This window comes from Candidatus Bathyarchaeota archaeon, from assembly GCA_026014735.1.
Lineage (GTDB): Archaea > Thermoproteota > Bathyarchaeia > Bathyarchaeales > Bathycorpusculaceae > Bathycorpusculum.
Genome location: JAOZHT010000003.1, coordinates 226,578 through 248,562, shown reverse-complemented (window position 1 = coordinate 248,562; position 21,985 = coordinate 226,578). Strand labels below are relative to the sequence as shown.

Here is a 21,985-nt window from a genome sequence, read left to right as displayed (position 1 = left end):
GTTGTTGAATAAAGGCGGATCCGCCACAACAACAACTAAACAAAAACAGCCTGCACAGAATTGAACTGCCAGAAAACCCCTTAGCTATTAGGGTTAAAACTTATGTGGGTTCATGCCCACCTATAATCTGATGCATATGCAGCCTCAACGCCCAAACCCCACCCATAAACGCATGCGACGCGAAAAGAAAACCATAGGCTACATGGTGGAAATCTACTGCAAAAACCACCACGGCACCCAAAACGGCGCCCTCTGCATGGAGTGCCAGCAATTCAAAGAATACGCCTTTATGCGCCTCGACAAGTGCCCCTTCCAAGAGAAAAAAACCACCTGCGGCAAATGCACCATCCACTGCTATCGACCCGACATGAAGCAGAAAGCCCGGACCGTCATGCGGTACGCTGGACCCCGTATGCTGCTCAGTCACCCGGGTTTGGCGCTGCATCATGCCTGGGATGCCCGTCGCAAGCCTCCGACGCTGGCAAAAAAGAACCCTTAGCCGTGGGCGGATGCAGGCATTGTTGTCCGTGGCCTATCTGTTAAGGCAATGCTTACCCGCTGTGGTTCCGTGTAGTCACATACTTTTTTATTTTAAGAGCGGTTTTTTATAACTCGAATTCTGGCTCAGTAACACCTTGCTAAAGCCTCAATCATCAGCCAACATTTTCTGGTAAACCAACCTGTGGCTACCCCAAGCGTTCCGCTTTTGGAAACTCAACAGGAGAGGTTCCGCTGAGCCTTTTTTGTGGTGCTTGCTTGAAAAATAAAACCCTCAAAATCCTCACCTATACTCTTCTTTTAGGATTAATCACTTCTCTTGGCGCGAATGTTTTAGTTACCAGAGCAGACACCGCCGATCCATCTGCTTTCTGGTTAACTATGGCATCGAACGCTTGGCGCTTCTTTCAGCCAGGCGTCGGCGTGGACGCATCCACGGGGTTGCCCGAGAACAGTGTGGGATCCTCCTACTTTACTGATTGGGACGCGGGAATCTACCTTCAAGCGGTAATCGACGCTGAAAAACTGGGGCTTATCGAGCGCAATGGCACATGGGGATTTAATGACCGCGTAGAGCGGTTCTTGCGGTTTCTTGAGAAGCGTCCACTGATGGCAGATGGGCTACCATATCTTGCCTACAACTCGGCTAATGGCCAGAACGCCAATGGGGTCGAGCAGGTTGCAACCGACGCTGGCTGCCTGTTTGTTGCATTAAAGAACCTGCAAACCGCGGATCCCAGCTTAAAGTCCCGTATCGACCGCATCGTCTACGATGTAACTAACTATACGCGGCGTCAGATTTCAGTGGATATATTGCTTGGAGAAATGCTTAGCGGCACGCGGGCCCCCAACGTCTACGATTACTATGTTACCTGCGGCTTTGCCGCTTTTTGGCCGCAGCGCTTCTCTGCTGAAGCCGACTCGATTCTTAACCTGATTGTCTCCGCGCCCAAAGTTAACTACGGGGGCGTATCGTTGCCTTCGGCGAAGATATCTTGTGATCCGCTGCTGCTATCTATCTTTAACCTCAACCCCACCGATAAACGCATACTCGCATTATCCGAGCAGGTGTATTTGGCTCAAGAAACACGTTACAACATAACAGGTAAATTCACTGCTTTTAGCGAGGGCTTCTGCAGTATCGGGTTTGTTTGGGAATGGGTTGTTTTGCCCGGTGGACGCATGTGGATAATTCAGACCGGCGACTGCAACGACGTAGACACCGACGTTTCGGTGACGCCGATTGTGTACCTGAAAGCGGCAACGGGGCTTTTGGCGGTGTACAACACAAACTACACCCAAACCATGGTTAACTATCTGCTTCAGCGTATCCCCGCTTCCCAAAACGGCTACGCCGCCGGCGTGGATGAAGCAGGCAAACCCGTTTCGTCCTGTGACTTCAGTAACGGCTTAATCGTCAGTGCCGCCCGCTACGCCGTCGACAAAGACGTCAACGTGAACTTCAGTTACCCCTACGCTCCATTGGCGCCGTCCTCTATATCGACTGAAACATCAGCTCCTATTCCTCAAAGCGATTCAAACCAGACAGCTGCGCTTGACGCCCCCACCATCACGCCTGGAACATCAGAGCAACCCACACCGAATGCTCCCCATAAAGCAAACCACGGCGGATTCACTTGGACTCTAAACGAGTTTTTAATCGAGGTTTTGGTTGTTTCGTTTATGGTGTTTATCTGCATTTTAGCAGCGGTGACAAATCGGCTGGGAAAGAAACATCTTGCCTCCCGCAGCCCCCAACCCGCTTAGTATACTCCTAGGTGGGATTAATGCTTCCTTTGGGGCAAGCCTTTTCTAGCCTGTGCTTGCTTCTTTCAGTTGAAAATGTCATCGTTGATTGAGCGGGACCTGCAAAGCTGGTTTGCAGATGCTAAAAAGGTGGTTGTTGCAGGAATCGGCAACCCCATACGCAGAGACGACTTTGTAGGCTTAAAAATAGTGCAGGCCCTGCAGGGTAAAGTGCGCCCTCAAGTTTGCCTTTTAGAATGCGAAACAGTGCCGGAGGGGTACCTGCTGGACATCGAAAAGTTCCAGCCCTCCCATGTGCTGCTCATCGACACCGCAGTTTTAAGACGCAACGCAGGAGAGGCAAGCCTTGTGGATGCCGAGGCAGTGGCGGGGTTTTCGGCTGTTTCTTCACATGTGCTGCCTCTGCGGGTTTTCTGCGAGTACGTTAAGAAATCAACGGGCGCCAAAGTTGGGCTTCTGCTGGTGGAGCCTAAAGATTTAGGGTTCGGCGAGGAAGTAAGCAGCGAGGTTGCTGAGGCAGCGGAAAAGTTAACTCAGATTTTGCTTGCGATTCTAAGCTAGATTTTTTCTTTTAAACACGTAATCCGTCGTCATTAACGGTTTATCTTGGCGATAATTAGTTACTTTTAGCTCAATTTGGTCTTTGTTTGCCCACCTTGCAATCACGTTTTCTTCTCGGTCTTGATCCTCGTATGTTCCCCGCCAATTCAGTTCAAGAGTGAGGTCGTCTCTCCATTTGCCAACGTGGTCGTGGGCTTCACCATCCGAGGTGACGCTGTAGAGGTGCACCTGCCCGGTTACGTCGTCTACTGTCCAGAGGTCGTTTTCGTAGTAGTCCTCGTAGCCTTCGATGTGGGTGTTGATTTCGCTGTTTATGCCCGATTCGACCTCCACCGCCGACATTTCGCCGCAGCCCGCCACAGCTATGCCCTCGGCTGTGCGCAGCGCGATGCCTACCTGCCACTCGCCGATCAGTTGCCTTAGGCGCTCTAGCGCTGTGGTTTGTTGTTGTACCATACAAATCAAGCACAGACAGATTGGTGCAGATAATAAACGGTTGTTGTCGGCGACATGCAGTCACGGAGTTGGGCTGCGGGTTACGTTAATTAGCTAGATAGGAGTAAGCATTAACTGTGAATTGCGATGGCAGGCAAAGCAGTCCTTGTTATGGGTTCGGAACGCGATTTAGAGTTTAGCCGCGACATAGGCAAGTACCTTAAGCTCCTGGGCGTAGAATACGAGTTCCGCGTTGCATCCGCACATAAGACGCCGCAAACAGTGCTGGCGATCCTTAAAGAATTCGAAGCTGAAAAAGTGGTTTACGTCACGGTGGCGGGGCGTTCTAATGCTCTAAGCGCATTCATAGACGGAAACACATCCAAGCCGGTGATTGCCTGTCCACCCTACAGCGACAAATACGGTGGCGCAGACATTTATTCGTCGCTTCGCGTACCCAGCGGCATAGGCTCCGTGGTGACGATTGAACCTGAGGGAGCCGCGATTGCGGTTGCAAAGATGCTGGCGCTGGAGGATAAGGCGGTTTATGCTAACGTGTTGGCTTACCAAGAGGGCAAAAAGAAGGAGCTTGACCGAGCCAACGAATCAGTGAAGAACCTCAAATAACCTAACCTCCTCTCTGCTTCTAGGTTTTGCCGCATGTTTGAATATAACCGATAGTTGCCGGCGTGAGCGTCTAACCGATAAAAGCCGTTAGCTGCCGCTGGGCATGCGAAACGTGTTAAAAGGTCAGGGGGTTTTATGCGTCAAAGATTTGCTGGAAACCAATCAGCTTAATGGTGCATCCGCATTTGCCGCAGGCGATAACAAGCTCTGAGAGTTCGTCGTTAACTACTTTGGTGTCTATGATTTCGTAGTTGTCTTCACTTTCGTCGTCGGGCGAGATGGAGACGCCGCACTTGGGACATGCAAAGGAGCCGTCGCCTTCCAGGTTGGCTAGGTTTACGGTTTGTATACAGCGCTTTTCAAGCTTCTTCATCATCATTTTTCTTCCTTCTTGCTTAGACAGTTTTCTTTTTTATTTTATTAACGATTATGAATTATTAGTCTGTATGCAAGGTCCATTTATATTTTGACCCAAATTAGGGAAAAAGAAAATGAAGAAGAAGGGCTCTGCGGTTAAGCTGAGGCTTCTTTTTGGAAGCATTCAGGCGAGATGTAGTCGCCGTATTTTGCCTGTGCATCCATCAGGCGCTGGCGTTGCAGGTAGAGTATGCCGAAGAGTTCCAATGGGGTGTCGGTGACGTTTGCTTGGTAGAACTGCTGGACACGCTCGATCTTGGCGAGGTTTTCTGGTACGCGGGTGGTGAATTGCTTAACGTAGTCTTCTTTGGTGTATTCTCTGTTGAGGACTTCTTTGAAGAGCTTTTTTAAGTCCTCATATTTGGGTATGTAGCCTGTGGGTGCCTTAATCGCGTCGACTTCGCCGTGGACACGCAGCTCCATCCATTTAACCCAGACGTGCTTGTCCTGTGGGCTGTTGAGGTATTTGCCGTTGCCTACCTCCTTTAAGAAGTAGTTTACGCCGAAAACTATGGGTTGCTTTTGGAGTTTAGCGCCGAAGTTGAGGTTGTTGCGCACGTTCCTGCCCAAGGGGATGCTGATGAAGTCTTGAATGCTCATCATGTTAATTTCGGGCACGCCCTCTTTGCCGATGGTGGCAAAGGTTGTTTCCGTCTCCAGCGAGGCGCCATAAGCGATTATGCCATGTTCCCAGCTGAAACCCTGCTGCACAGGCACGTAGGCTCTTGCGTCTCTGCCGCCATACATGATGCCGCCCAGTTCTACACCGTTGGGGTTGTTAAGTTCAGGGTCACAGTTCTCAAGCGCCGTAAGCGAAACTGCGTAGCGGGCGTTTTTGTGGGCTGCTGGCACGTCGTTGCCGGCTTCGTCTTTTTTGCCTTCAAACCATGCGCCTGTGTAGTTTAAGCCGTCTTTAGGCAGCTCTTGGCCCATTCCAAGCCAGTAGGGTCTTCCGTCTTTGACTAGGATGTTGCTGAAGATGATTTCTCCGGGGTGAGTGAGGACTTTCCAGATGAGCGCGTCATCTTTGGCTTTAACGTCCTGGATGATGCCGAAGATGCCTGATTCCACGTTGACTGCGCGGGCGGCTGAGTCCATCTCGCGGATGTAGGCGATGTCGTCGCCCAGGATGGTTTCGCCGGGCAGCATGGCAGTGGAGGTTTTGCCGCATGCGCTTGGGAAGGCACCTGCAAAGTAGGTTTTGCGTCCTTTAGGCCCAAACACGCCCATAAGCAGCATATGCTCTGCTAGCCAGCCTTCGGTGCTTGCTTTGCGGATTGCCAAGCGGAAGGCAAGTTTCTTGAAGCCCACGCTGTTGCCTGCGTACTGGGTGTTGACGCTGTAGATGGTTTCGTCCATGTGGTCGATGTAGATGCGTTTTTGCTTATCATCCACGCTAACCATGTCACTGTTAAGTTTGCCTGCGGAGTGGAGCACTTTTAGAAACTCGGTTCTGTTTCCTGCCTTCGCGAACTGGTTAAATCCCGGGCGATAAAGCAGGCTCTCAGAGTGGGCAACGTACCATGAGTCAGTGCATTGCAGCCCCAGAATGGTGAAAACCGAGTCAGCGGGCCCTAAAGAGATGAAGCGCACAATCATGGTTTTGCCAACCATGCTATTCCGGAGCAGACCCATAACTTCAAGAAGACCCTCTTGGCGGTCTATTTGGTTGAGGGCTTTGCTTAGGCTGGATCCCTTGGCGACGAGGTACTTGGTGGCTTGGCGGTCTCTGCCCTGGTCCTGTTCGCCGTCGAAGTGGACGGTGTGTCCCTCCAGGTCAAGGATGGCTTTTTCTTCGCCTGTGCTGATGGCTTGTTTACGGATGTGCTCGAGGTCTTCAGTTGAGTCGGTGCAGATGAAGATCTTTTCCGGGTGGCAGAGGTCGCTTGCTTTTGCGATGAACTCGTGCACGTTAGGGTTGTCGATTTCACATATCTTTTTGAAGTCTGCGGCGCTAAGTTTAGGCTGCAGGGTTTCAAGGTAAGGGTTCATTATCGGCATTTCTATCGCTTTCCGCTTTGGGAAATGCATCAGTCAACTAAAAAACTTTGTGCAAGCAGAAGCGTTATGTTTCAATTACTTCTACGGTTTTTTTACAAAAGCTTACTGTTCCTTTACCTGATGTGTGCAGCGCTTCGGAATTCATTTACATAACTTGAGCTTAGGGATTGTTTTATTAACAATATCCTCTGCAATTCAGCGGCAATGTAAATGCCACATTTTTCGGCAATCAAATAGCAAACCAAGCCTCCGCCCAGCTTTTAGAGGTTAAAGAAGTACTGAAAAGCCAATTTTCATACCAACCTGCATTTCAACACCCGGCATCAGGATGTCAAGTTCAAGCAGTGCACGTTAGATGCAAATCTCTTTTTATCAAACCGCCCTCAGAATTTATTCACTATAGGCATCTTGCGTCCAAGCCCAAACGCTTTACTGGTTATCTTTATACACGGCACAGCCTGGCGCCTCTTATACTCCGAGTTACGTATCCGCCGATAAGTATCCTCCACCACCGCCCCCCCGTAACCCATCGCCACCAACTCCGCGCGGCTACGACGGTTCTCAATGAACTCATCCACCAAGGGGCTAACCACCTCGAAGTCAAAGGGGTCAAACTGGCACTCCTTAAGCTCCGGAGAAGGCGCCTTAACAAAAACCGCCTCCGGAATCACCTCGCCGCCCCATTTAGCGTTAACGTAGCGAGCCAAGCGGTAAACGTCGAGTTTACTCACATCCCCCAAAGCGCCGATGCCTCCTGCCATGTCGCCGTAGAGGGTGCAGTAGCCCAGCGCCAACTCGGTTTTGTTGCCTGTGTTCACCACCAAGATGCCGAGGGCTTTGAGGCGGTTAGCGATGTCCATGAGGCAGTTTCCGCGGGTTCTAGGCTGCAGGTTCTCGTCGGCGACGGGATCATCGTTTTCTGGGCTGATTCCATAGTGCTTTCGAATCTGCCGCAGAGGCATGCTTAGTGCCTTGCGGTAGGAGTCAACGATGTCCTGTATGCCCAGCTGCAGGTACAATATGTCGAGGTTTTGGGCGAGTTTTTCCGCGTCGGTTTTGCTGTGGCTACTGGAGTACTTGGAGGGCATGGAGACGCCGATGACGTTTTCTTTTCCCAGAGCCTCCACGGCGATGCAGCTGGAAAGCGACGAGTCGATGCCGCCGCTCATGCCGACCACCGCGTGGGTAAAGCCGCTTTTTTTGAAGTAGTCACGGATGCCAAGTGCGAGGGCGTTAAACATTTCGGCTTCGCGGCTGTAAGGTTCAAACTCGACCGGTGCGGCGGCTTGGGCTGAATCTAACTCGACCACCACCAGGTCCTCTTGGAACTGGCGCCCAACCGCCAGAAGCTGCCCGGAGGCACCAAACGCCATAGATTGCCCATCGAAAACCAACTCGTCCTGCCCACCCACCAAGTTCACGTAGAGGAGGGGCACTTTGTGTTTTCGGATTTTGTTGCAGATGAGTTTTTGGCGCTCAAAGCGTTTGCCCACATAGAAGGGCGAAGAGGAAATGTTAAGGATTGCTTGGGCGCCCCGCTGCACGAGCAAGTCGGTTACTTTGATGGTGTACTGGTCGTCCCAGAGGTCCTCGCATATCTCTACGCCGAGGCAGAGGCGTTTGCCGTTGATGCTGATTTCCACAGGCTGGATTTGGTTTTCGGAGGCTGCTTTGAAGTAGCGGTCCTCGTCAAACACGTCGTAGGTAGGCAGCAACGTTTTATGGATGATCCTAACTATTTTTCCGTCCGCGAAGACTGCGGCTGCATTGTAGAGTTTTTTGCCCTCACAATCCACAAAGCCGATGACTCCCCCGATGCCCTGCAGCTCCGAGATGGCTTCGAGGAGGCGCTGCTTGTTTTGCTCAACAAAGTCAGATTCATGCAGCAAGTCTTGGGGGGGATAACCGGTTACGGCTAACTCGGGAAAACAAACGCAGTCAACGCCCAGGCTCTTGGCGGTCTGGGTGGTTTGCACGATTTTTTTTATGTTGCCTTCTAAGTCTCCGACGGTGCAGTTGATTTGAGCCATCGCTAACCGCGTAAATGTCACCAACGCGAATACGATGCGGAGGCTAATAAATTTCTTGACTTAAAGAGCAAAGTGGAAGGGTTACACGCGGATGAAATTTATGTTTGCGTCCCCTTCGTATTTTAACTCATAGTTGCCAAATCCGCTTACAGTAAACCTGAGCTGCCCTGAGTACACAGCGCCTGTATCCAGCTTTACTGTTCCCTCATTCACCCATCCGGCAGTGTCCAACTGCGTGCCATTCACGACCAATCTAAACATGTCAAAATGGAATGTGTATCCGTGTCCACCCGTGAAGTTAGCGGCTATGACAACGACTGATTGATTGTCGCTGAAGCCTTGAGATGCGACTTGGTAATTGATTGTGGCGTCGTAGGTGGGTGCGGGCGTTGGTGTTGGCGCAGCCGTGGGCTGTGGCGTTTGATAGGTTGTAGGCGCCGCTGTCGGTTTTGCTGTGGGATGCGCGGTGCTGGTCGGCTTTGCAGTTGGCGCTGAATCGTTTGAGCCGATTCCTCCATCAGGGGGGTTCTGCGGCGATGCAGTCGGGATTGGCTCGTCGGTTGCTGAGTTCTCAGCTGGCGGCTGCTGCAGCGCCACCGAAGCAAACACTGCGGCAATAACAAGCATACCCACTAATCCCAAGATTGTTCCCTTCTCCACTTTTCTTATCCTCCACGATTTCTTTTAGCTTCACGGCAGAAGAGAAGAGGGTATGATGGGAAATTATCAATCATCAATCTCCTCAACTCTCCCCACGACCTAGGTATAATTCGTTCCTCCATACCTTTTATTCTTTGCTTAAGGCCGCCGGGGTATTGGTAAGACTAACGTATGCCTTCTGAAAACTGAAAAACAGAAAGATTCGTAAATGTCATGGCGCCGCCGAAAGGACTCGAACCTTTGACCTACTGATTAACAGTCAGTTGCACTACCGGGCTGTGCAACGGCGGCAAACCATCCACGGCTCAGCCAATGTACTTTTTGTGGTATATAAGCTTCTCTTAACGCGGCCCCAGTGTGCTTGGGTTAAAGCTTTAATATAGAAACCGCCGAAGGTGCTTTATGAAGCCTAAGCTGTGTTGGCTGCTATGCGGCGGCACCATATTCATGACGCCCAACCAAGATGAGATGCTTGAATCTCACGCTGCAGATTTAACCGCTGAAAAACTCCGACGATACTTTCCGGGGCTGGACAACACCGTGGATTTAACTGAAGACGACGTCATAAAAGTGAAGAAAACCGTCGATAAAGACAGCTCAAACCTCACCCCCAAGGACTGGGCCAAAATCGCCTCCGAAACCGCAGCGGCACTCAACCGGGGCTACGACGGCGTCTTAATCACGCATGGAACCGACAGCATGCACTACACCTCCGCGGCGCTCTCCTTCATGCTCAAGGGCCTGGACCGAACGGTGGCGTTAACTGGCGCGCAGCGGCCCGCTGGCACAGTGGACTCGGATGCGCCCCGAAACGTGTTGGATGCGGCAAGGATGGCGGCGGATGGCGAGGTAGGCGTGTACATTGCGTTTGGCGGCTGCTTTATTCGGGGCGTGAGGGCAAGAAAAGTCGATACTGAGAAAGATGCGGCTTTCGAGGAATTCAACGGTCACGACGGTTTTAAGCCTCCTAAAAAGGATAAGCCTTACCGAAAAGTGGAATGCGACTCCGCCATGGACTTCAAGGTGGGCTACATCAAGGCGTATCCGGGGCTAAACCCAGAAATCCTCGACTGGTACATCGACCAAAGCTACAGAGGCATAGTCATCGAGGGACTGGGAGCGGGGCACGTGAACTCGCAGGATAAAGCGTGTTCTTTTTTGCCTGCTCTTCGCCGAGCTAAAGAGGCAGATATACCGGTGTTCATGTGTACCCAATGCAGCAGCGGCGCAGTCAAATTAGTTTATGATGTGGGGCTCAAGCTGGCTCAGGCTGGCGTGGTGGGGCTAGGGGACATGCTGGGGGAAGTGGCTGTTGTGAAGCTTATGCATGCCGCCGCACACTACCGAACCGCCGGGGAAATCGTGGATGCCATGAAAAACAACATGGCGGGGGAAATCGGGGTTAAGCAGACTGCAGTTTCTTTCTGATAACTTGGTTTGCCAGCTGCGGATCCGCCTGTCCCTTTGTTGCCTTCATAACTAAGCCCACAAGGTAGTTTGCTGCTTTGGGATCCTTGAGCGCCGACTCCACCGCAACGGGGTTCTCCGCAAAGATTTTCGATACAATATCTTCGATAACGGATTCGTCGCCGATTTTGCTGAGTTTCTTAGCTTTAACGATTGCCTCAGGCGCTTTCCCCGTGTCTAGGGCCTCTTCAAGCACAGTTTTTGCTGCAACCCGGTTGATGGCGCCGTCTTTTAAGAGCTTCAGCAGGCTACAGAAGGTTTCAGGCGGCATCTTTGCCTCATGCAAGCCGCGTTCCCGTTTAGCTAAGTCAGGGATTAAGTCGCTTACTATCCAGTTGCTGATTTCCACTGCGTCAGGGTAGAGTCTGGTGCACTGTTCAAAGTAGCGGGCAAAGTCGCCGTGGTCCGCTAAAATCTTGGCGTTTTCAGTGGACATGCCGTATTGCTTTTCGAGGCGCTTTCCAAGTTCCTGCGGCAACTCAGGCATGTGTGCTTTGACGGCGGTGAGAAACGGCTTGGATAATGCAACGGGGACCAAGTCGGGTTCGGGGAAGTAGCGGTAATCCTGCTCTTCCTCCTTAGTGCGTAATGATACGGTGATGCGTCGGGCTTCGTCCCAGTGGCGGGTTTCACGTTTAACCTTGATGCCTTTGGCTACGAGGCTTTTCTGCCGTGAAATCTCAAAGTTCAATGCCCGCTCGACCTCTTTGAATGAGGATATGTTTTTGACTTCCACTCGGATGCCGCCTTTCAGGGAGATGTTTGCGTCACAGCGCATGGCACCCTCCAGTGAGCCATCTGATATGCCCAGTGACTCAACGATGGAGCGCAGTTTATCTAGGAAGTTGCGGGCTTCTTTGGGCGCTCGGAAGTCAGGTTCAGTGACGATTTCAATCAGCGACATACCCGCACGGTTATAATCCACTAGGGTGGCGGTGGATTGGTCGATGGTGCCCTCGTAGGCAAGCCGCGCTGGGTCTTCTTCAAGCTGGAGGCGGGTGATTCGGATTTCATGTTGCCCCTCCATAGTAACTGTGCCGCCTACAGAGAAGGGGACTCCTCCTGCCTTGTCATACTGGGTGATTTGGAAGTTCTTGGGCATGTCGGGGTAGTAGTAATTTTTCCTGAAAAACAGCATGTGAGGCTGCACGGTGGAGTTTAATGCAAACGCCAATGCGGTTGCGTCTTTGACGGCGTTTTCGTTGAGGACGGGGAGGCTGCCGGGTAATCCCATGCAGACAGGGCAGAGGTTAGTGTTAGGTTCTTTGCCGCGGTAATCGGTTGAGCAGCCACAGAACAGCTTGGTTTTTAGGTGCGTGAGTTGAACGTGGATTTCTAAGCCTATCTTGACTTCTAAGTCGAATTCGCCCATTTAGGCTTCCTCCAAATCGGCGGTTCTGTTAACGTTGAGGGTTCGCTCAAACGCCGACGCCACCTTGATGAGTTGGTCTTCTCGGAAATGTGGCGCAATCAGCTGCAGCCCAACGGGTAAGCCGCTTTTGAAGCCGCATGGAACCGAAGCCGCGGGGACGCCGGCTAAGTTGATGGGGACTGTGTCTACGTCGGCAAGATACATCTGGATGGGGTCGCTCATTTTTTCGCCGATTTTAAATGGCAACACAGGCATCGTGGGAGCCACCAGCACATCGACCTCTTTGAAGGCTCGCATGAAATCCCGCATAATTAGCGTTCGGATTTTCTGTGCCCTCAGATAGAATGCGTCGTAGTAGCCCGCGGATAACGCGAAGGTGCCCAAGATTATTCTGCGTTTGACTTCTTGGCCAAACCCGTATTCGCGGTCTTTAGAGAATACGGTGCTCCAATCGTAGGTTCTATCGTCGATGCGGTAGCCGTAGCGTATGCCGTCGAAGCGGGCAAGGTTAGAACTGGCCTCGGACATGGCGATGATGTAGTATGCGGGCAGCGCATCGGATATTGTGGGCAGCGAAACCTCCTTGGAGGTGACTTTGTGGGCAGAGGTGAGTTTTGTAACTGCGTCAAGTACGCTTTCTCTGATTTGGGGGTCAGTGCCTTCGGCGAAGAACTCTTTGGGGACGCCGACTTTTAAGCCGTCGATGCTTGCGCCGACTGCCTGCAGATACGGGGAGGTTTGGTCTTTAACGGATGTGCTATCCCGGGGGTCATGTCCCGCAATTACCTCCAGCATCAAAGCGCAGTCACGCACGTTTTTGCCGATGGGGCCGATTTGTTCGAGGCTGTTAGCGTAGGCAACCATGCCGTAGCGGCTGACTAGTCCATAGGTGGGTTTGATTCCGGTGACGCCGCAGAAGCTGCTGGGGCAACGAATCGAGCCGCCTGTGTCGCCGCCCAGCGCCACTGACGCCTCCTGCGCTGCGATGGATGCGGCGCTGCCGCCCGAGGAGCCGCCGGGGACACGGGTGAGGTCCCAGGGGTTATGTGTTGGGCCAAAGCAGCTGTGCTCGGTTGAGCTGCCCATGGCGAATTCGTCAAGGTTGGTTTTTCCGATGATTATGCCATCTTGATGTTTGATGCGTTCGATAACTGTTGCATCGTAGGGGGAAACATATTTCTCAAGGGTTCTGCTGCAGCAGGTAGTGCGCAGGTTAAGGGTGCAGATGTTATCTTTAATAGATACACCTAGCCCCGCGAGTTTGCCTAGTTTTTCGCCTGCCCGGACACGTTTGTCGACTGCTCGAGCCTGGGCAAGTGCGCCCTCTTGATCGGTGGAGACGAAAGCCTTGATTTTTCCATCCACCAGTTTGATGTGGCTAAAAAGCGCCGCCACGTATTCCTCTGCCGACACTTCGCCTGCACGGATTTTCTGGGCAGCTTCAAAGGCAGAAAATGAAAGGAGCATGTTTTTGGGCATATTTACCCCATCCTTGGCGCTTTGACGTAGCGGTTTTTAAGTTGCGGGGCACGCTTGAGGATTTCATCGCTCATGGAAGGCTCCACCACGTCTGCTCGCCAAACGTTTGTTAGCTCCAAAGCGTGGTAGGTGGGCGGCACCTCGTCTAGGGGGATCTTCTCGATTTTCTTGAAGAGGTCCAGTATGTCACTTAGTTGGCTGGCGAAAAGCTGCTCTTCCTGCTCAGTTAATTCTATTCGGGCAAGCCAGCTGAGGTGCTTGATTTGGGGTTTTGCATCGCTGACTTTCTCTTTACTCATTTTTTCTTCTCCTAGGGGATTAAGCGGCGCTGGTCACGGGGGTAGAGGACGACTTCGCGGATGTTCTTCTGCTTGCATAGCACCATCATGAAGCGGTCTAGCCCAAAGCCGAAGCCTGCGTGGGGGGGCATGCCGTAGTCGAAAACTTTAAGGTGGTACTCGAAGGCTTTGGGGTCGAAGCTGCGTTCTTTAAGTTTATCCATCAGCGCCTGTTTCTGGTCGATTCTTGAGCCGCCTGAAGATATCTCCAGGGAGCCATGCATTAAGTCGAAGGATTCACATATTTCTGGGTTGTCCTCTTTGGCTTTAAGGTAGAAGGCTTTGGAGGCTGTTGGCCAGTCTTTGATGAAGTAGAAGTCAGGCAGCTTCTTCTCCAGGAGCTTCATCTCTGAAACGTAGAGGTCATTGCCCCATTCCACATCGACGCCTTCGGCCTTGAGCAAACCGATGATTTCGTCGTAAGTGTAAATCTTAAAGGGTGACTGAGGCACCTTCAACTTGACCTTTAGCAGGGCAAGCTCATCTTTACAGTTTGAGGCTATGTCACTTACGGTGTGGGTGATTACCTCATCGAGGGTTTTCATCACGTCCTCGTAGGTGACGTATGCTTCCTCAAGGTCTACGCTGGTGGCTTCGCTTAGGTGCTTCATGGTTCGGGAACGTTCAGCCCTAAAGATTGGGCCGATCTCGAAGACCTTCTCAAATGCGCTGATAAGCTGCTCCTTGTAGAGCTGGGGGCTCTGGGCGAGGAAGGCTTCTTTGTTGTAGTAAAGCAGGGGGAAAAGGGCTGCGCCGCCTTCGGTTGCGGTGGAGATGATTTTGGGGGTTTCCACCTCAAGATAGCCGCGTTCGCTGAAGAAGCCGCGGATGGATTGGAGCGCCATATGTTTTATTTTGAATATGGCTTTGGCTTGGGGGCGGCGTAGGTCGACGGCTCTTAGGTCGAGGCGTTTTTCTATGTTGGGCAGCTTCTGCTTGTATAACTTGAAGGGGGGGATGCTTTGGGGAATCGAGAGTAATCGCAGGTCGCTGGGCGCGATTTCTGCGCCATGGGGCGCTTTCTCGGTGCTTTTTACTTTGCCTTTGACGCCTATGAAGGATTGTTCCTGGAGCGTTTTTACTTTGGCGTAGACGGCTTCGGAGACGTTGTTTTTGTGGACGGTTACTTGTACGATGCCGTTTTTGTCCTCTAAAATCAGGAAGGTTAGTTTGCCGTGTTCCCGGATGCTGGCAACTATCCCAAAGACTACTGCTTCGGCGCCTTCTGCGCTTGGAGTGATGTCGGTTGAATAGTGTGTTCTACGTAATCCTTCTAAGCTGTCCATTTTGAATCCTTCAATGAACAGTGCAAGATAGTCCTTATTTGTGTTTTGTCTGATTGAGCGCAAACCCAGTTTTTGTTTTCGGTAATTTTACAATAAAAACGCCAAACAAGTTAAGTCGTCAAACTGCGTTTAGGCTTCGCTTTGGTAGTAGAGCAGCGGCAACGCCAAAAGCACCGTGTTTTTCCCCTTCGCCGTCAACGAGTAAGCAACATGCAGAGGCGGCCCATCAGTGACTACGCGGTTTATGTAGCCATGCGCCTGCAGCATCTTAAGCTTATCCGAGAGGGTGCGGCTGTTGACGCCCAATGTCTTTTTAACTTCGCCAAATCCAATGCCGCTTTTAAGCATCAGGGTGTAGAGGATTTCTAGGCTCCACTTCTGGAAGAGCACGTTGAAGCTGTCTTGGAGGCTTTCGACTTCGTCTCTGAGTTCTTTAGGGGTGACTTTTTGGGTTTCGATGATTTGGGTGAAGGTTTCTTCTATGCCTCGGAGAACCTGGTCCATGCGGGCTTCGACGATGCGGCGGAAATCCGCGCTTAAAGTGACGGGGGTGGTCATGCGGTTTACACTCGGTGTGGTTTTGCTCACTTCCTAATTTATAAGCGTTTACTTACACAACATGGTGTAAATAGTAAAGCTCACAGCGGAGGAAATCACAATGCAAAAATACGACGCCATAATCGTTGGCGCAGGAACAGCAGGCTGCCTTGCAGCAAAAACCATCGCCCAAAGCGGCCTCAAAGTAGCCCTAATCGAAAAGAAACCCAAAGAAGAAGTCGGAGAAAAAATCTGCGGCGACGCCCTAGGCGATCACCACCTAAACTTCCTCGGACTTGAAAAACCCACCGGCGGCGAACTGGAAGCCAAAATCGACGGCATCCAAATCTTCAGCCCCGACGAAAACACCGTCTTCACCATAGCTGACAAAGACTTCGTCGGCCACATCCTAAACCGCCGCCTATTCGGGCAATGGCTGCTCAAAAAAGCCACCGACGCAGGCGCGGAACTTATGGATAACACCAATTTCCGCAGTCCCCTCTTTGAGAAGGGCGCGGTCGCCGGCGTCTCGGCTAAGAACATGAAAACCGGCAAAGTCAACGAGTTGCACAGCAAAGTGGTGGTGGATGCCACCGGCTACTTTGGCATGGTGCGCAAGCAGCTTCCCGCGGAATTCGGCATAGAACGCGACCTTGCCCCCGTGGATGTGGAGGCATGCTACCGCGAAATCCGCCAGCTAAAACAGGAAACCACTAACACACGCTTCTGCGAAATCTACCTTAACCAGAAATCCAGCCCCGGCGGCTACATCTGGATTTTCCCCAAGGGCGGCGCACGCGTCAACGTCGGCATCGGCGCCATCATGCGTCCAGGTTACCCTAACCCCAAAGAGCAACTCTACAGCACCGCTTTTAAGAAGCCCATGTTTGAGGGCTCACATGTTTTAACGGGGGGCGCATGGTTTGATCCCGTCCGCAGGCCCATAGACAACATGGTCGGAAACGGCGTGGCGCTTATCGGCGATGCGGCGTCTTTGGTGAATCCGATTCACGGCGGCGGCATCGGCCCCAGCATGCTATCAGGCTACTTTGCAGGCCAACAAATCATTGAGGCACTTGGCAAAGGCGAAGCCACCAAAGAGGCGCTTTGGGGCTACAACAAACGCTACATCGACACCTACGGCAAAAAGCAGGGCACACTGGATATCTTCAAGATGTTTTTGCTGAGCTGCAGCGATGACGACCTCAACTACGGCATGAACCAGAAACTCATGACTGAAGACGACGTGCTTAAAGCCGGCATGGGCGACGACTTCCACCTTAACATCACCGAAACCGCCAAACGCGTCTTCCGCGGCATCCGCAAAGTCGGCTTCCTCAACAAGCTCCACACAACCGTCACCATGATGAAGGCGCTGGGTGCACACTACAACACTTACCCCTCAACGCCGGTGGGCTTTGAGGCATGGCGCGACGAAACCGTGCGGTCAATCGAGGAAGGCAGAGCAAAACTCACCGTTTAATTTCCTCTTTTATATTTTTCTTTTTTTTATTAATCCCCTCATAATTCCTTGCTTTTTGGATGGGGAGTTATAGGCAGCTCGATTGTGAATTTTGTTCCCTTGCCCTCTTGGCTTTCAAAGCTGACTTTGCCGCCCAACGCCTCCACGAGTCTTTTCACAACCGCTAACCCCAGCCCTTGCCCTTTCGATTTAGTTGTCGTCATGGGCGTAAACAGCTTAGGCTTAACCTCCGCGGGGATGCCAGTGCCGGTGTCTGAAACCACGATGTAGACCTCATCATTTTTTGCGTAGCAATCCACCCCTAAATCTCCGCCGCTGGGCATAGCCTGAACCGCATTGTTGATTAGGTTGGTAATGGAGCGTTGCAGATAGGTTTGGTCGCATTTTATTGCACGCGTTGTCTGAGCGTTAACTGTCAGGCGGATGTTATCTGGGATAACTATGGTTGTGAGGGTTTTGTTGATTAAGTTCGAAAGGTCAAACGTGGAGTATTCGGGGGTAAGCTGGCGGGCATAATCCTGCAGGTCCGCCACTATCTTGTTGATGTAGGAGACGTTGGAGGTTATGCTGTCCACGCTTTCCCTGATTTCCCTTTTCTCTGGGCTTTCAGGCAAATCCGCCAGATTATCATTCACAAGGAAAATATCGCCTAAAATAGCCTGCAGGGGATTGCGGATGTCATGCCCAACCATCCCCGCGGTGGCGCCGATGGCTGATAAACGTTCAGAATCCCTCAGTTGCCGGGCACGTTCTTCTGCGAGGGCTTCCATTTTGCTGGCGTAGTTTTCTGCCTCTAAGGTTTTTAATTCAAGTTTATCATGGAGCGCCTTTAGCTCTCTGGCGTATTTTACCGCGGCTTGCTCGTTGTCTCTTAATGCCTTTTCTACATTCTTGCGTTCAGTTATATCCCGTACAATGGCAGCCATCCCTGTTGTTTTACCATTTTGATCTATCAAAGCATAGGTTAACAGTTCCACAGGCACGTTTTCTCCGTCTTTTCGACGATACTCCTTTTCGTAGAGAGCCGAGTATCCGCATGGCAAAATCTGTTCCCTTATAATGCGGTCTTCCATGGCACGCCATTTCTGCGGTGTCAAATCAATGTAGGTTAGGTTTTCCAACTCCTCTTTTGTGTATCCGAGGAGCTCTTGGTAGGCCTGGTTGCTCTCGATTATTTTGCCCTCCAAGTCGACGGCGACAAATGGGTCCCGTAAATTGCCGTAGAGGCTACGGTACCTGGCCTCAGATACCTCGAGGGCGTCTATTACTTTCTTCCGCTCCGTTACATCCATAAAAACGGCAAGGCAACCACGCACCTTTCCCTCGTCGGTTAGAAGCGGTTTTGCACTGCCAAGTATAGTCATTTTTTTGAGGCTTGGCGTTAGGACTTCCAATTCAGCATCTTTGATTTCTCTGTTTTCTGTGGCGGCTTGCTGCATGGGTAGTTCGCTGGGCAACAATTCCTTTCCCTTCCAAAAGAAGCGTCGGGTTGTATCCTGCTCTTCACCGCCGGCGGGCCCCGCAGAGACGTTTTCGTCGCCTTTTGCTTCATAGAACTCGTTTGCAGCTTGGTTGCCGACTATTACTTTGCATTGCGGATCGTTAGACACCCAGACCGCCGCGGGGATAATATCCATGAGCTTCTGCAGTTCCTCTGAGCGCTGGCGGGCTTGCTCTTCACTTAAAATTAGAGCCTCTTCTGCCTTCTTGCGTTCAGTAATATTTTCAACGGTGGCTACTCCGATCAATGGTTTCTTATCAGGACCTAGAATTTGGCGGCCAGTAAGATGAACCCAGATAACCTCACCGGTCTTTCTTATGTACCGTTTTTCTATGGCATAGAAATCGCGTTTACCCGCTTTCATCTCGTTAATTAATTGCCATTCCAAGTTAACGTCGTCAGGATAGGTGAAATCAGAGAATAGTTTACCCTTCAGTTCATCTTTACTGTAGCCAAGTAAGCTTTCCAACGCAAAATTACTTTCAACCACATGACCCGCCATATCCCCGATGGTCATTCCAATCGCCGCACATTCAAACACATCACGGAAACGTTCTTCGGTTTGACGTAGAGCTTCTTCTGTTTTCTTGCTCTCGGTAATGTCTTCGAAAATCACCACAGCTGAAACTATTTCGCCATTGCTATCAACGATGGGCGATGCGCTGCCACTGATAGTGTAGGTTGTGCCATCTGGGCGCTCAAGTATTAACTCCCTATTATACACTGTTTGCCCTTTAAGCGCAAGATACGCGGGCAACTCATCAAATGGGTATGGCGAGCCATCAAGCCGTTTAGGCTTAACTTGGGAAAGATTATCCTCTAAACTTCGATTTGCCCAATCAAATGAATAGAGTTCTTTTGCACGTTTGTTAGTATAAGATATTTTGCCGGACGGAGAGTCAACTATGACTACCGCAACAGGGATTGTTTCAAGCACTGTTTCAAGTTGTCTATGACCTGTCTCTGCTTGCCATTTAGTGATTAAAAGTGCTTCTTCAGTTCTTTTATGCTTAGTTATGTCAGAAAACAATATCGCAACCGTATTTTGCCTCTCTGGGACCTTAAAAATTTTTACAGCCCAAAACTTGTCCAATGCTGAACTGTAATTTTCAACGCGGGCAGGTTGACCCGTCTTGTTAACTTGACTTAGTGCCTCAAGCCAATAATCCTCAACTATGCTGAACAGTTCTTTTGCTCGTTTGCCAAGCATTTGGCTTCTGTTCATGCCCACTATTTTTTCGGTGGCTGGGTTGACCTCTCGGTAATAAAAGTCTACAGCTTGACCGTTTTCGTTGTAAACCAGCTCAAGAACCTGGAACATCTCTGTCATAGAGTTGAAAAGCTCACGATACCGCTTCTCACTTGCCAGAAGAGCTTCTTGTGCTTTCTTGCGTTCCGTTATATCTTTCGCGGTACCTAGCCACTCAACTATCAACCCGTGCTTATCGAGGAGTGGCATAGCATGTGAATGAGTCCAGCCGACACTTTCATCGGCTCTTATGACTCTGTGCTCGAGTTCAAAGTCAGCTTTAGTGTCAATTGCATGCTGGATGGCGGCTTGCACTTTGGGCTGGTCCTCTTTTAGGATGTACTTCTCCAGCCAGCTGCGGCTTGGTTTTTCTGTGTCGGGGAGGAAGTCTTTTCCATGCAACTCCTGTGTTTCGCTCCAATCGGGGTTCATGCGGTAAACCACATCTGCGGAGGCCTGGGTTAGGGTTCGGAATTCCTGGTCTCTCTGCCGCAGAAGCTCCTCGGTTCTTATTTTCTCAGTTATGTCCCTGAAGAGGGAACCGACGATGCCTTGTGAATATGAAAAGCTATAGACGTCGTACCAGCGTTTGGTGCCCTTATTGTACTGTAGCAGATGCGATGCTTTGCCTGTTTTGTCCACTAGGCCAAAAGTGGAGAACCAGTAGTCTTCGATGGCGGGGTCGAATTGCCGTATGGTTTTTCCGACGACAAAGGATGCTTTTAGGCTGGTTTGCTGTTCATAGGCGGAGTTAACGTAGAGGAATTTGAAGTCGACAACCTGACTTTTCTCATAGATGAGTTCTAACAGTTGGAAGCATCATCTGTGTTTTCGATGACTGAGCGATATTTGGGCTCAAACTGGATTTCTTTACTCTTGGACTCCGGCTTTTCTTTGATACTCACATAATTAAATCATTTTGTAAAGCATATAAATTATTGCGTTTTGCGATAACTTGGATGAATAGTAGCCTATTTATTGCCAAGAGCGAGAGACAGAGTGGTTACCGGTTTTTTCCCCTGCGCCTCAGGGCTCAGCTGCCGTTGGGTTGACTGCCTTGCTGAGTCTTGCGAGGAAAAAAGCAGCCGAACCACGTCCACCCCAGATTAAACAGAACGGACTTTGCGGCTTTATATACGGGGAGGGAGAGGCTGGTGGAGCAGCAGACCCCTATGCAATGACCCTATAAATAGAGGGGGGATAGGCGTGGCAGAGCAAGCGATATGCCTGCAATGCGCCAAGCCAAGTACACAAGATGCAAAGCCGGATTGCCTCAGCACCGCAAACAAAATGCCCCATCCGCCCCATTTGAAGAAAAAGGATAAGCCGACGCCTTCTCCTTTCAACCAAAAAAAAGCACAGCTAAACCCAAAAGACCTCCTGTAAAGCTTAAATTCCAACAGACCCATGCATTAACGGTGAACACAACATGGTTTATTGCTCACATTGCGGCTCACAAATCGCCCAAGACGCCTATTTCTGCCCCAAATGCGGCACCAAAACCGCAGTGGGAAAAACAGCCAAAGTAAACTATCCAACCGACGAACTCCAAGACGCCTTCTACCGCGTTGGCGTAGAACTGGAGCGGGCATTCACAATCGCCGCGCATGAAACCCACAGCGCACTCAAACGTGCAAGCGAAAACATCCAGCAGAAAACCGCTTCTCCATCCACGCAGGAAAACAACGTTACCTGCCCCAACTGCGGAGCCAAAAACGGTTCGGGCGCAGTGTTCTGTGTTAGCTGCGGCAAAAAAATGGTGCCTGAAGGCGCGGTTGGAAGCGCATAGATGAGCCAGAACAAGACCTTGGTTGCCTATGAGAGTAAGCAGGGCGCCAGCAGAGAAGCAGCAGGAATCGTTGCGGATGTGCTCCGGGGCAAATTCGGCTTGAAAGTCGACGTTGTGGACCTTAAAGAGCAGCCAACTCCCGATGTCAAGCAGTACCGAGGCATAGTTGTTGGCGCAGGGGTGCGGGGCGGCAGAATCTACGGCAAAGCCAAAGCGCTCCTCGAAAACCTCGCCGGCAAACAAGTGGCTTTTTTCACCTGTTCAAGCTGGGCAGGCACACCGGGCAGCTACGAAAACGCCAAAAAACAGTACATCGAAAAAACCGTCGCTAAACACCCAAACGTCACCTTCGTGGGGGCGGAAGCCTTCGGCGGACGCATCAAGTACTTCCGCAGATTAATGCTTGACAACACCGACCCCGCCAAAGTCAAAGCTTGGGCTGAGCAACTAGGCGAAGTCTTCAGCCAATAACAATTTTATCATCCCGA

General features: G+C 51.1%; 19 protein-coding genes and 1 tRNA gene. 8 read left to right on the top strand and 12 right to left on the bottom strand.

The window, feature by feature from the left end:
- The first annotated feature begins 112 nt into the window (after positions 1-112).
- From NWE93_11585 to NWE93_11575, 3 genes are all read left to right on the top strand, one after another.
- Positions 113-499 (top strand): nitrous oxide-stimulated promoter family protein, encoded by a 387-nt coding sequence (locus tag NWE93_11585; GenBank protein ID MCW4000871.1) that lies wholly within the window; start codon positions 113-115, stop codon positions 497-499.
- Between the two features lie 257 nt (positions 500-756).
- On the top strand, positions 757-2,265 hold the full coding sequence (locus NWE93_11580) for a DUF3131 domain-containing protein (GenBank protein ID MCW4000870.1): 1,509 nt from the start codon (positions 757-759) through the stop codon (positions 2,263-2,265).
- A gap of 75 nt (positions 2,266-2,340) precedes the next feature.
- Entirely contained in the window at positions 2,341-2,826 is a 486-nt protein-coding gene (locus NWE93_11575; GenBank protein MCW4000869.1) for a hydrogenase maturation protease, read from the top strand.
- Here the strand turns inward: NWE93_11575 and NWE93_11570 are convergent.
- The gene (locus NWE93_11570; GenBank protein MCW4000868.1) at positions 2,818-3,282 is read right to left on the bottom strand and encodes a hypothetical protein; all 465 of its coding nucleotides are present in this window, start codon (positions 3,280-3,282) and stop codon (positions 2,818-2,820) included. The genes NWE93_11575 and NWE93_11570 overlap by 9 nt on opposite strands.
- A gap of 126 nt (positions 3,283-3,408) precedes the next feature.
- Between NWE93_11570 and NWE93_11565 the strand changes: the two genes are divergently transcribed.
- The gene (locus NWE93_11565) at positions 3,409-3,888 is read left to right on the top strand and encodes an AIR carboxylase family protein (protein MCW4000867.1); all 480 of its coding nucleotides are present in this window, start codon (positions 3,409-3,411) and stop codon (positions 3,886-3,888) included.
- Between the two features lie 133 nt (positions 3,889-4,021).
- Here the strand turns inward: NWE93_11565 and NWE93_11560 are convergent, their stop codons facing one another.
- The 5 genes from NWE93_11560 to NWE93_11540 form a co-directional block, all read right to left on the bottom strand.
- Positions 4,022-4,261 (bottom strand): hypothetical protein, encoded by a 240-nt coding sequence (locus NWE93_11560; protein MCW4000866.1) that lies wholly within the window; start codon positions 4,259-4,261, stop codon positions 4,022-4,024.
- Between the two features lie 140 nt (positions 4,262-4,401).
- Positions 4,402-6,297, bottom strand: coding sequence for a phosphoenolpyruvate carboxykinase (GTP) (locus NWE93_11555; protein MCW4000865.1), 1,896 nt, complete (start codon positions 6,295-6,297; stop codon positions 4,402-4,404).
- Positions 6,298-6,689: 392 nt separating this feature from the next.
- The gene (locus NWE93_11550; GenBank protein ID MCW4000864.1) at positions 6,690-8,336 is read right to left on the bottom strand and encodes an NAD+ synthase; all 1,647 of its coding nucleotides are present in this window, start codon (positions 8,334-8,336) and stop codon (positions 6,690-6,692) included.
- A gap of 81 nt (positions 8,337-8,417) precedes the next feature.
- A complete protein-coding gene (locus NWE93_11545) occupies positions 8,418-8,996 on the bottom strand; it encodes a hypothetical protein (GenBank protein ID MCW4000863.1) in 579 nt (192 codons plus the stop codon).
- A 214-nt stretch (positions 8,997-9,210) separates the two neighbouring features.
- A tRNA-Asn gene (locus NWE93_11540) sits at positions 9,211-9,287 on the bottom strand.
- Positions 9,288-9,398: 111 nt separating this feature from the next.
- Here NWE93_11540 and NWE93_11535 point away from each other — a divergent pair.
- Entirely contained in the window at positions 9,399-10,424 is a 1,026-nt protein-coding gene (locus NWE93_11535) for an asparaginase (GenBank protein MCW4000862.1), read from the top strand.
- Here the strand turns inward: NWE93_11535 and gatB are convergent.
- The 5 genes from gatB to NWE93_11510 form a co-directional block, all read right to left on the bottom strand.
- On the bottom strand, positions 10,399-11,835 hold the full coding sequence (gatB, locus tag NWE93_11530; protein ID MCW4000861.1) for an Asp-tRNA(Asn)/Glu-tRNA(Gln) amidotransferase subunit GatB: 1,437 nt from the start codon (positions 11,833-11,835) through the stop codon (positions 10,399-10,401). The genes NWE93_11535 and gatB overlap by 26 nt on opposite strands.
- Complete coding sequence (gene gatA / locus NWE93_11525; protein ID MCW4000860.1) at positions 11,836-13,314, bottom strand: Asp-tRNA(Asn)/Glu-tRNA(Gln) amidotransferase subunit GatA; 1,479 nt, start codon at positions 13,312-13,314, stop codon at positions 11,836-11,838. It lies immediately after the preceding gene.
- A gap of 2 nt (positions 13,315-13,316) precedes the next feature.
- Positions 13,317-13,613 carry an Asp-tRNA(Asn)/Glu-tRNA(Gln) amidotransferase subunit GatC gene (gene gatC / locus NWE93_11520; GenBank protein ID MCW4000859.1) on the bottom strand — a complete coding sequence of 99 codons (297 nt, stop codon included), beginning with the start codon at positions 13,611-13,613 and terminating at the stop codon, positions 13,317-13,319.
- A gap of 11 nt (positions 13,614-13,624) precedes the next feature.
- Positions 13,625-14,938: an aspartate--tRNA(Asn) ligase gene (aspS, locus tag NWE93_11515; protein MCW4000858.1), complete on the bottom strand. Its 1,314-nt coding sequence runs from the start codon at positions 14,936-14,938 to the stop codon at positions 13,625-13,627.
- 129 nt (positions 14,939-15,067) lie between these two features.
- Positions 15,068-15,496, bottom strand: a complete 429-nt coding sequence (locus tag NWE93_11510) for a helix-turn-helix transcriptional regulator (GenBank protein ID MCW4000857.1) — start codon at positions 15,494-15,496, stop codon at positions 15,068-15,070.
- Positions 15,497-15,596: 100 nt separating this feature from the next.
- Between NWE93_11510 and NWE93_11505 the strand changes: the two genes are divergently transcribed.
- Positions 15,597-16,958 carry an NAD(P)/FAD-dependent oxidoreductase gene (locus NWE93_11505; GenBank protein ID MCW4000856.1) on the top strand — a complete coding sequence of 454 codons (1,362 nt, stop codon included), beginning with the start codon at positions 15,597-15,599 and terminating at the stop codon, positions 16,956-16,958.
- 38 nt (positions 16,959-16,996) lie between these two features.
- Here NWE93_11505 and NWE93_11500 read toward each other — a convergent pair whose 3' ends face one another.
- On the bottom strand, positions 16,997-20,350 hold the full coding sequence (locus NWE93_11500) for a PAS domain S-box protein (GenBank protein ID MCW4000855.1): 3,354 nt from the start codon (positions 20,348-20,350) through the stop codon (positions 16,997-16,999).
- Between the two features lie 787 nt (positions 20,351-21,137).
- Between NWE93_11500 and NWE93_11495 the strand changes: the two genes are divergently transcribed.
- Entirely contained in the window at positions 21,138-21,497 is a 360-nt protein-coding gene (locus NWE93_11495) for a zinc-ribbon domain-containing protein (protein MCW4000854.1), read from the top strand.
- A complete protein-coding gene (locus NWE93_11490) occupies positions 21,498-21,968 on the top strand; it encodes a flavodoxin domain-containing protein (GenBank protein ID MCW4000853.1) in 471 nt (156 codons plus the stop codon).
- Positions 21,969-21,985: the final 17 nt, after the last annotated feature.

Bases quoted from the DNA above. Each gene is read 5' to 3' on its own strand.
- NWE93_11585 (MCW4000871.1), top strand. From the start codon at position 113: ATGCCCACCTATAATCTGATGCATATGCAGCCTCAACGCCCAAACCCC.
- NWE93_11575 (MCW4000869.1), top strand. From the start codon at position 2,341: ATGTCATCGTTGATTGAGCGGGACCTGCAAAGCTGGTTTGCAGATGCT.
- NWE93_11570 (MCW4000868.1), bottom strand. From the start codon at position 3,282: ATGGTACAACAACAAACCACAGCGCTAGAGCGCCTAAGGCAACTGATC.
- NWE93_11565 (MCW4000867.1), top strand. From the start codon at position 3,409: ATGGCAGGCAAAGCAGTCCTTGTTATGGGTTCGGAACGCGATTTAGAG.
- NWE93_11560 (MCW4000866.1), bottom strand. From the start codon at position 4,261: ATGAAGAAGCTTGAAAAGCGCTGTATACAAACCGTAAACCTAGCCAAC.
- NWE93_11555 (MCW4000865.1), bottom strand. From the start codon at position 6,297: ATGAACCCTTACCTTGAAACCCTGCAGCCTAAACTTAGCGCCGCAGAC.
- NWE93_11550 (MCW4000864.1), bottom strand. From the start codon at position 8,336: ATGGCTCAAATCAACTGCACCGTCGGAGACTTAGAAGGCAACATAAAA.
- NWE93_11535 (MCW4000862.1), top strand. From the start codon at position 9,399: ATGAAGCCTAAGCTGTGTTGGCTGCTATGCGGCGGCACCATATTCATG.
- gatB (MCW4000861.1), bottom strand. From the start codon at position 11,835: ATGGGCGAATTCGACTTAGAAGTCAAGATAGGCTTAGAAATCCACGTT.
- gatA (MCW4000860.1), bottom strand. From the start codon at position 13,314: ATGCCCAAAAACATGCTCCTTTCATTTTCTGCCTTTGAAGCTGCCCAG.
- gatC (MCW4000859.1), bottom strand. From the start codon at position 13,613: ATGAGTAAAGAGAAAGTCAGCGATGCAAAACCCCAAATCAAGCACCTC.
- aspS (MCW4000858.1), bottom strand. From the start codon at position 14,938: ATGGACAGCTTAGAAGGATTACGTAGAACACACTATTCAACCGACATC.
- NWE93_11510 (MCW4000857.1), bottom strand. From the start codon at position 15,496: ATGACCACCCCCGTCACTTTAAGCGCGGATTTCCGCCGCATCGTCGAA.
- NWE93_11505 (MCW4000856.1), top strand. From the start codon at position 15,597: ATGCAAAAATACGACGCCATAATCGTTGGCGCAGGAACAGCAGGCTGC.
- NWE93_11495 (MCW4000854.1), top strand. From the start codon at position 21,138: ATGGTTTATTGCTCACATTGCGGCTCACAAATCGCCCAAGACGCCTAT.
- NWE93_11490 (MCW4000853.1), top strand. From the start codon at position 21,498: ATGAGCCAGAACAAGACCTTGGTTGCCTATGAGAGTAAGCAGGGCGCC.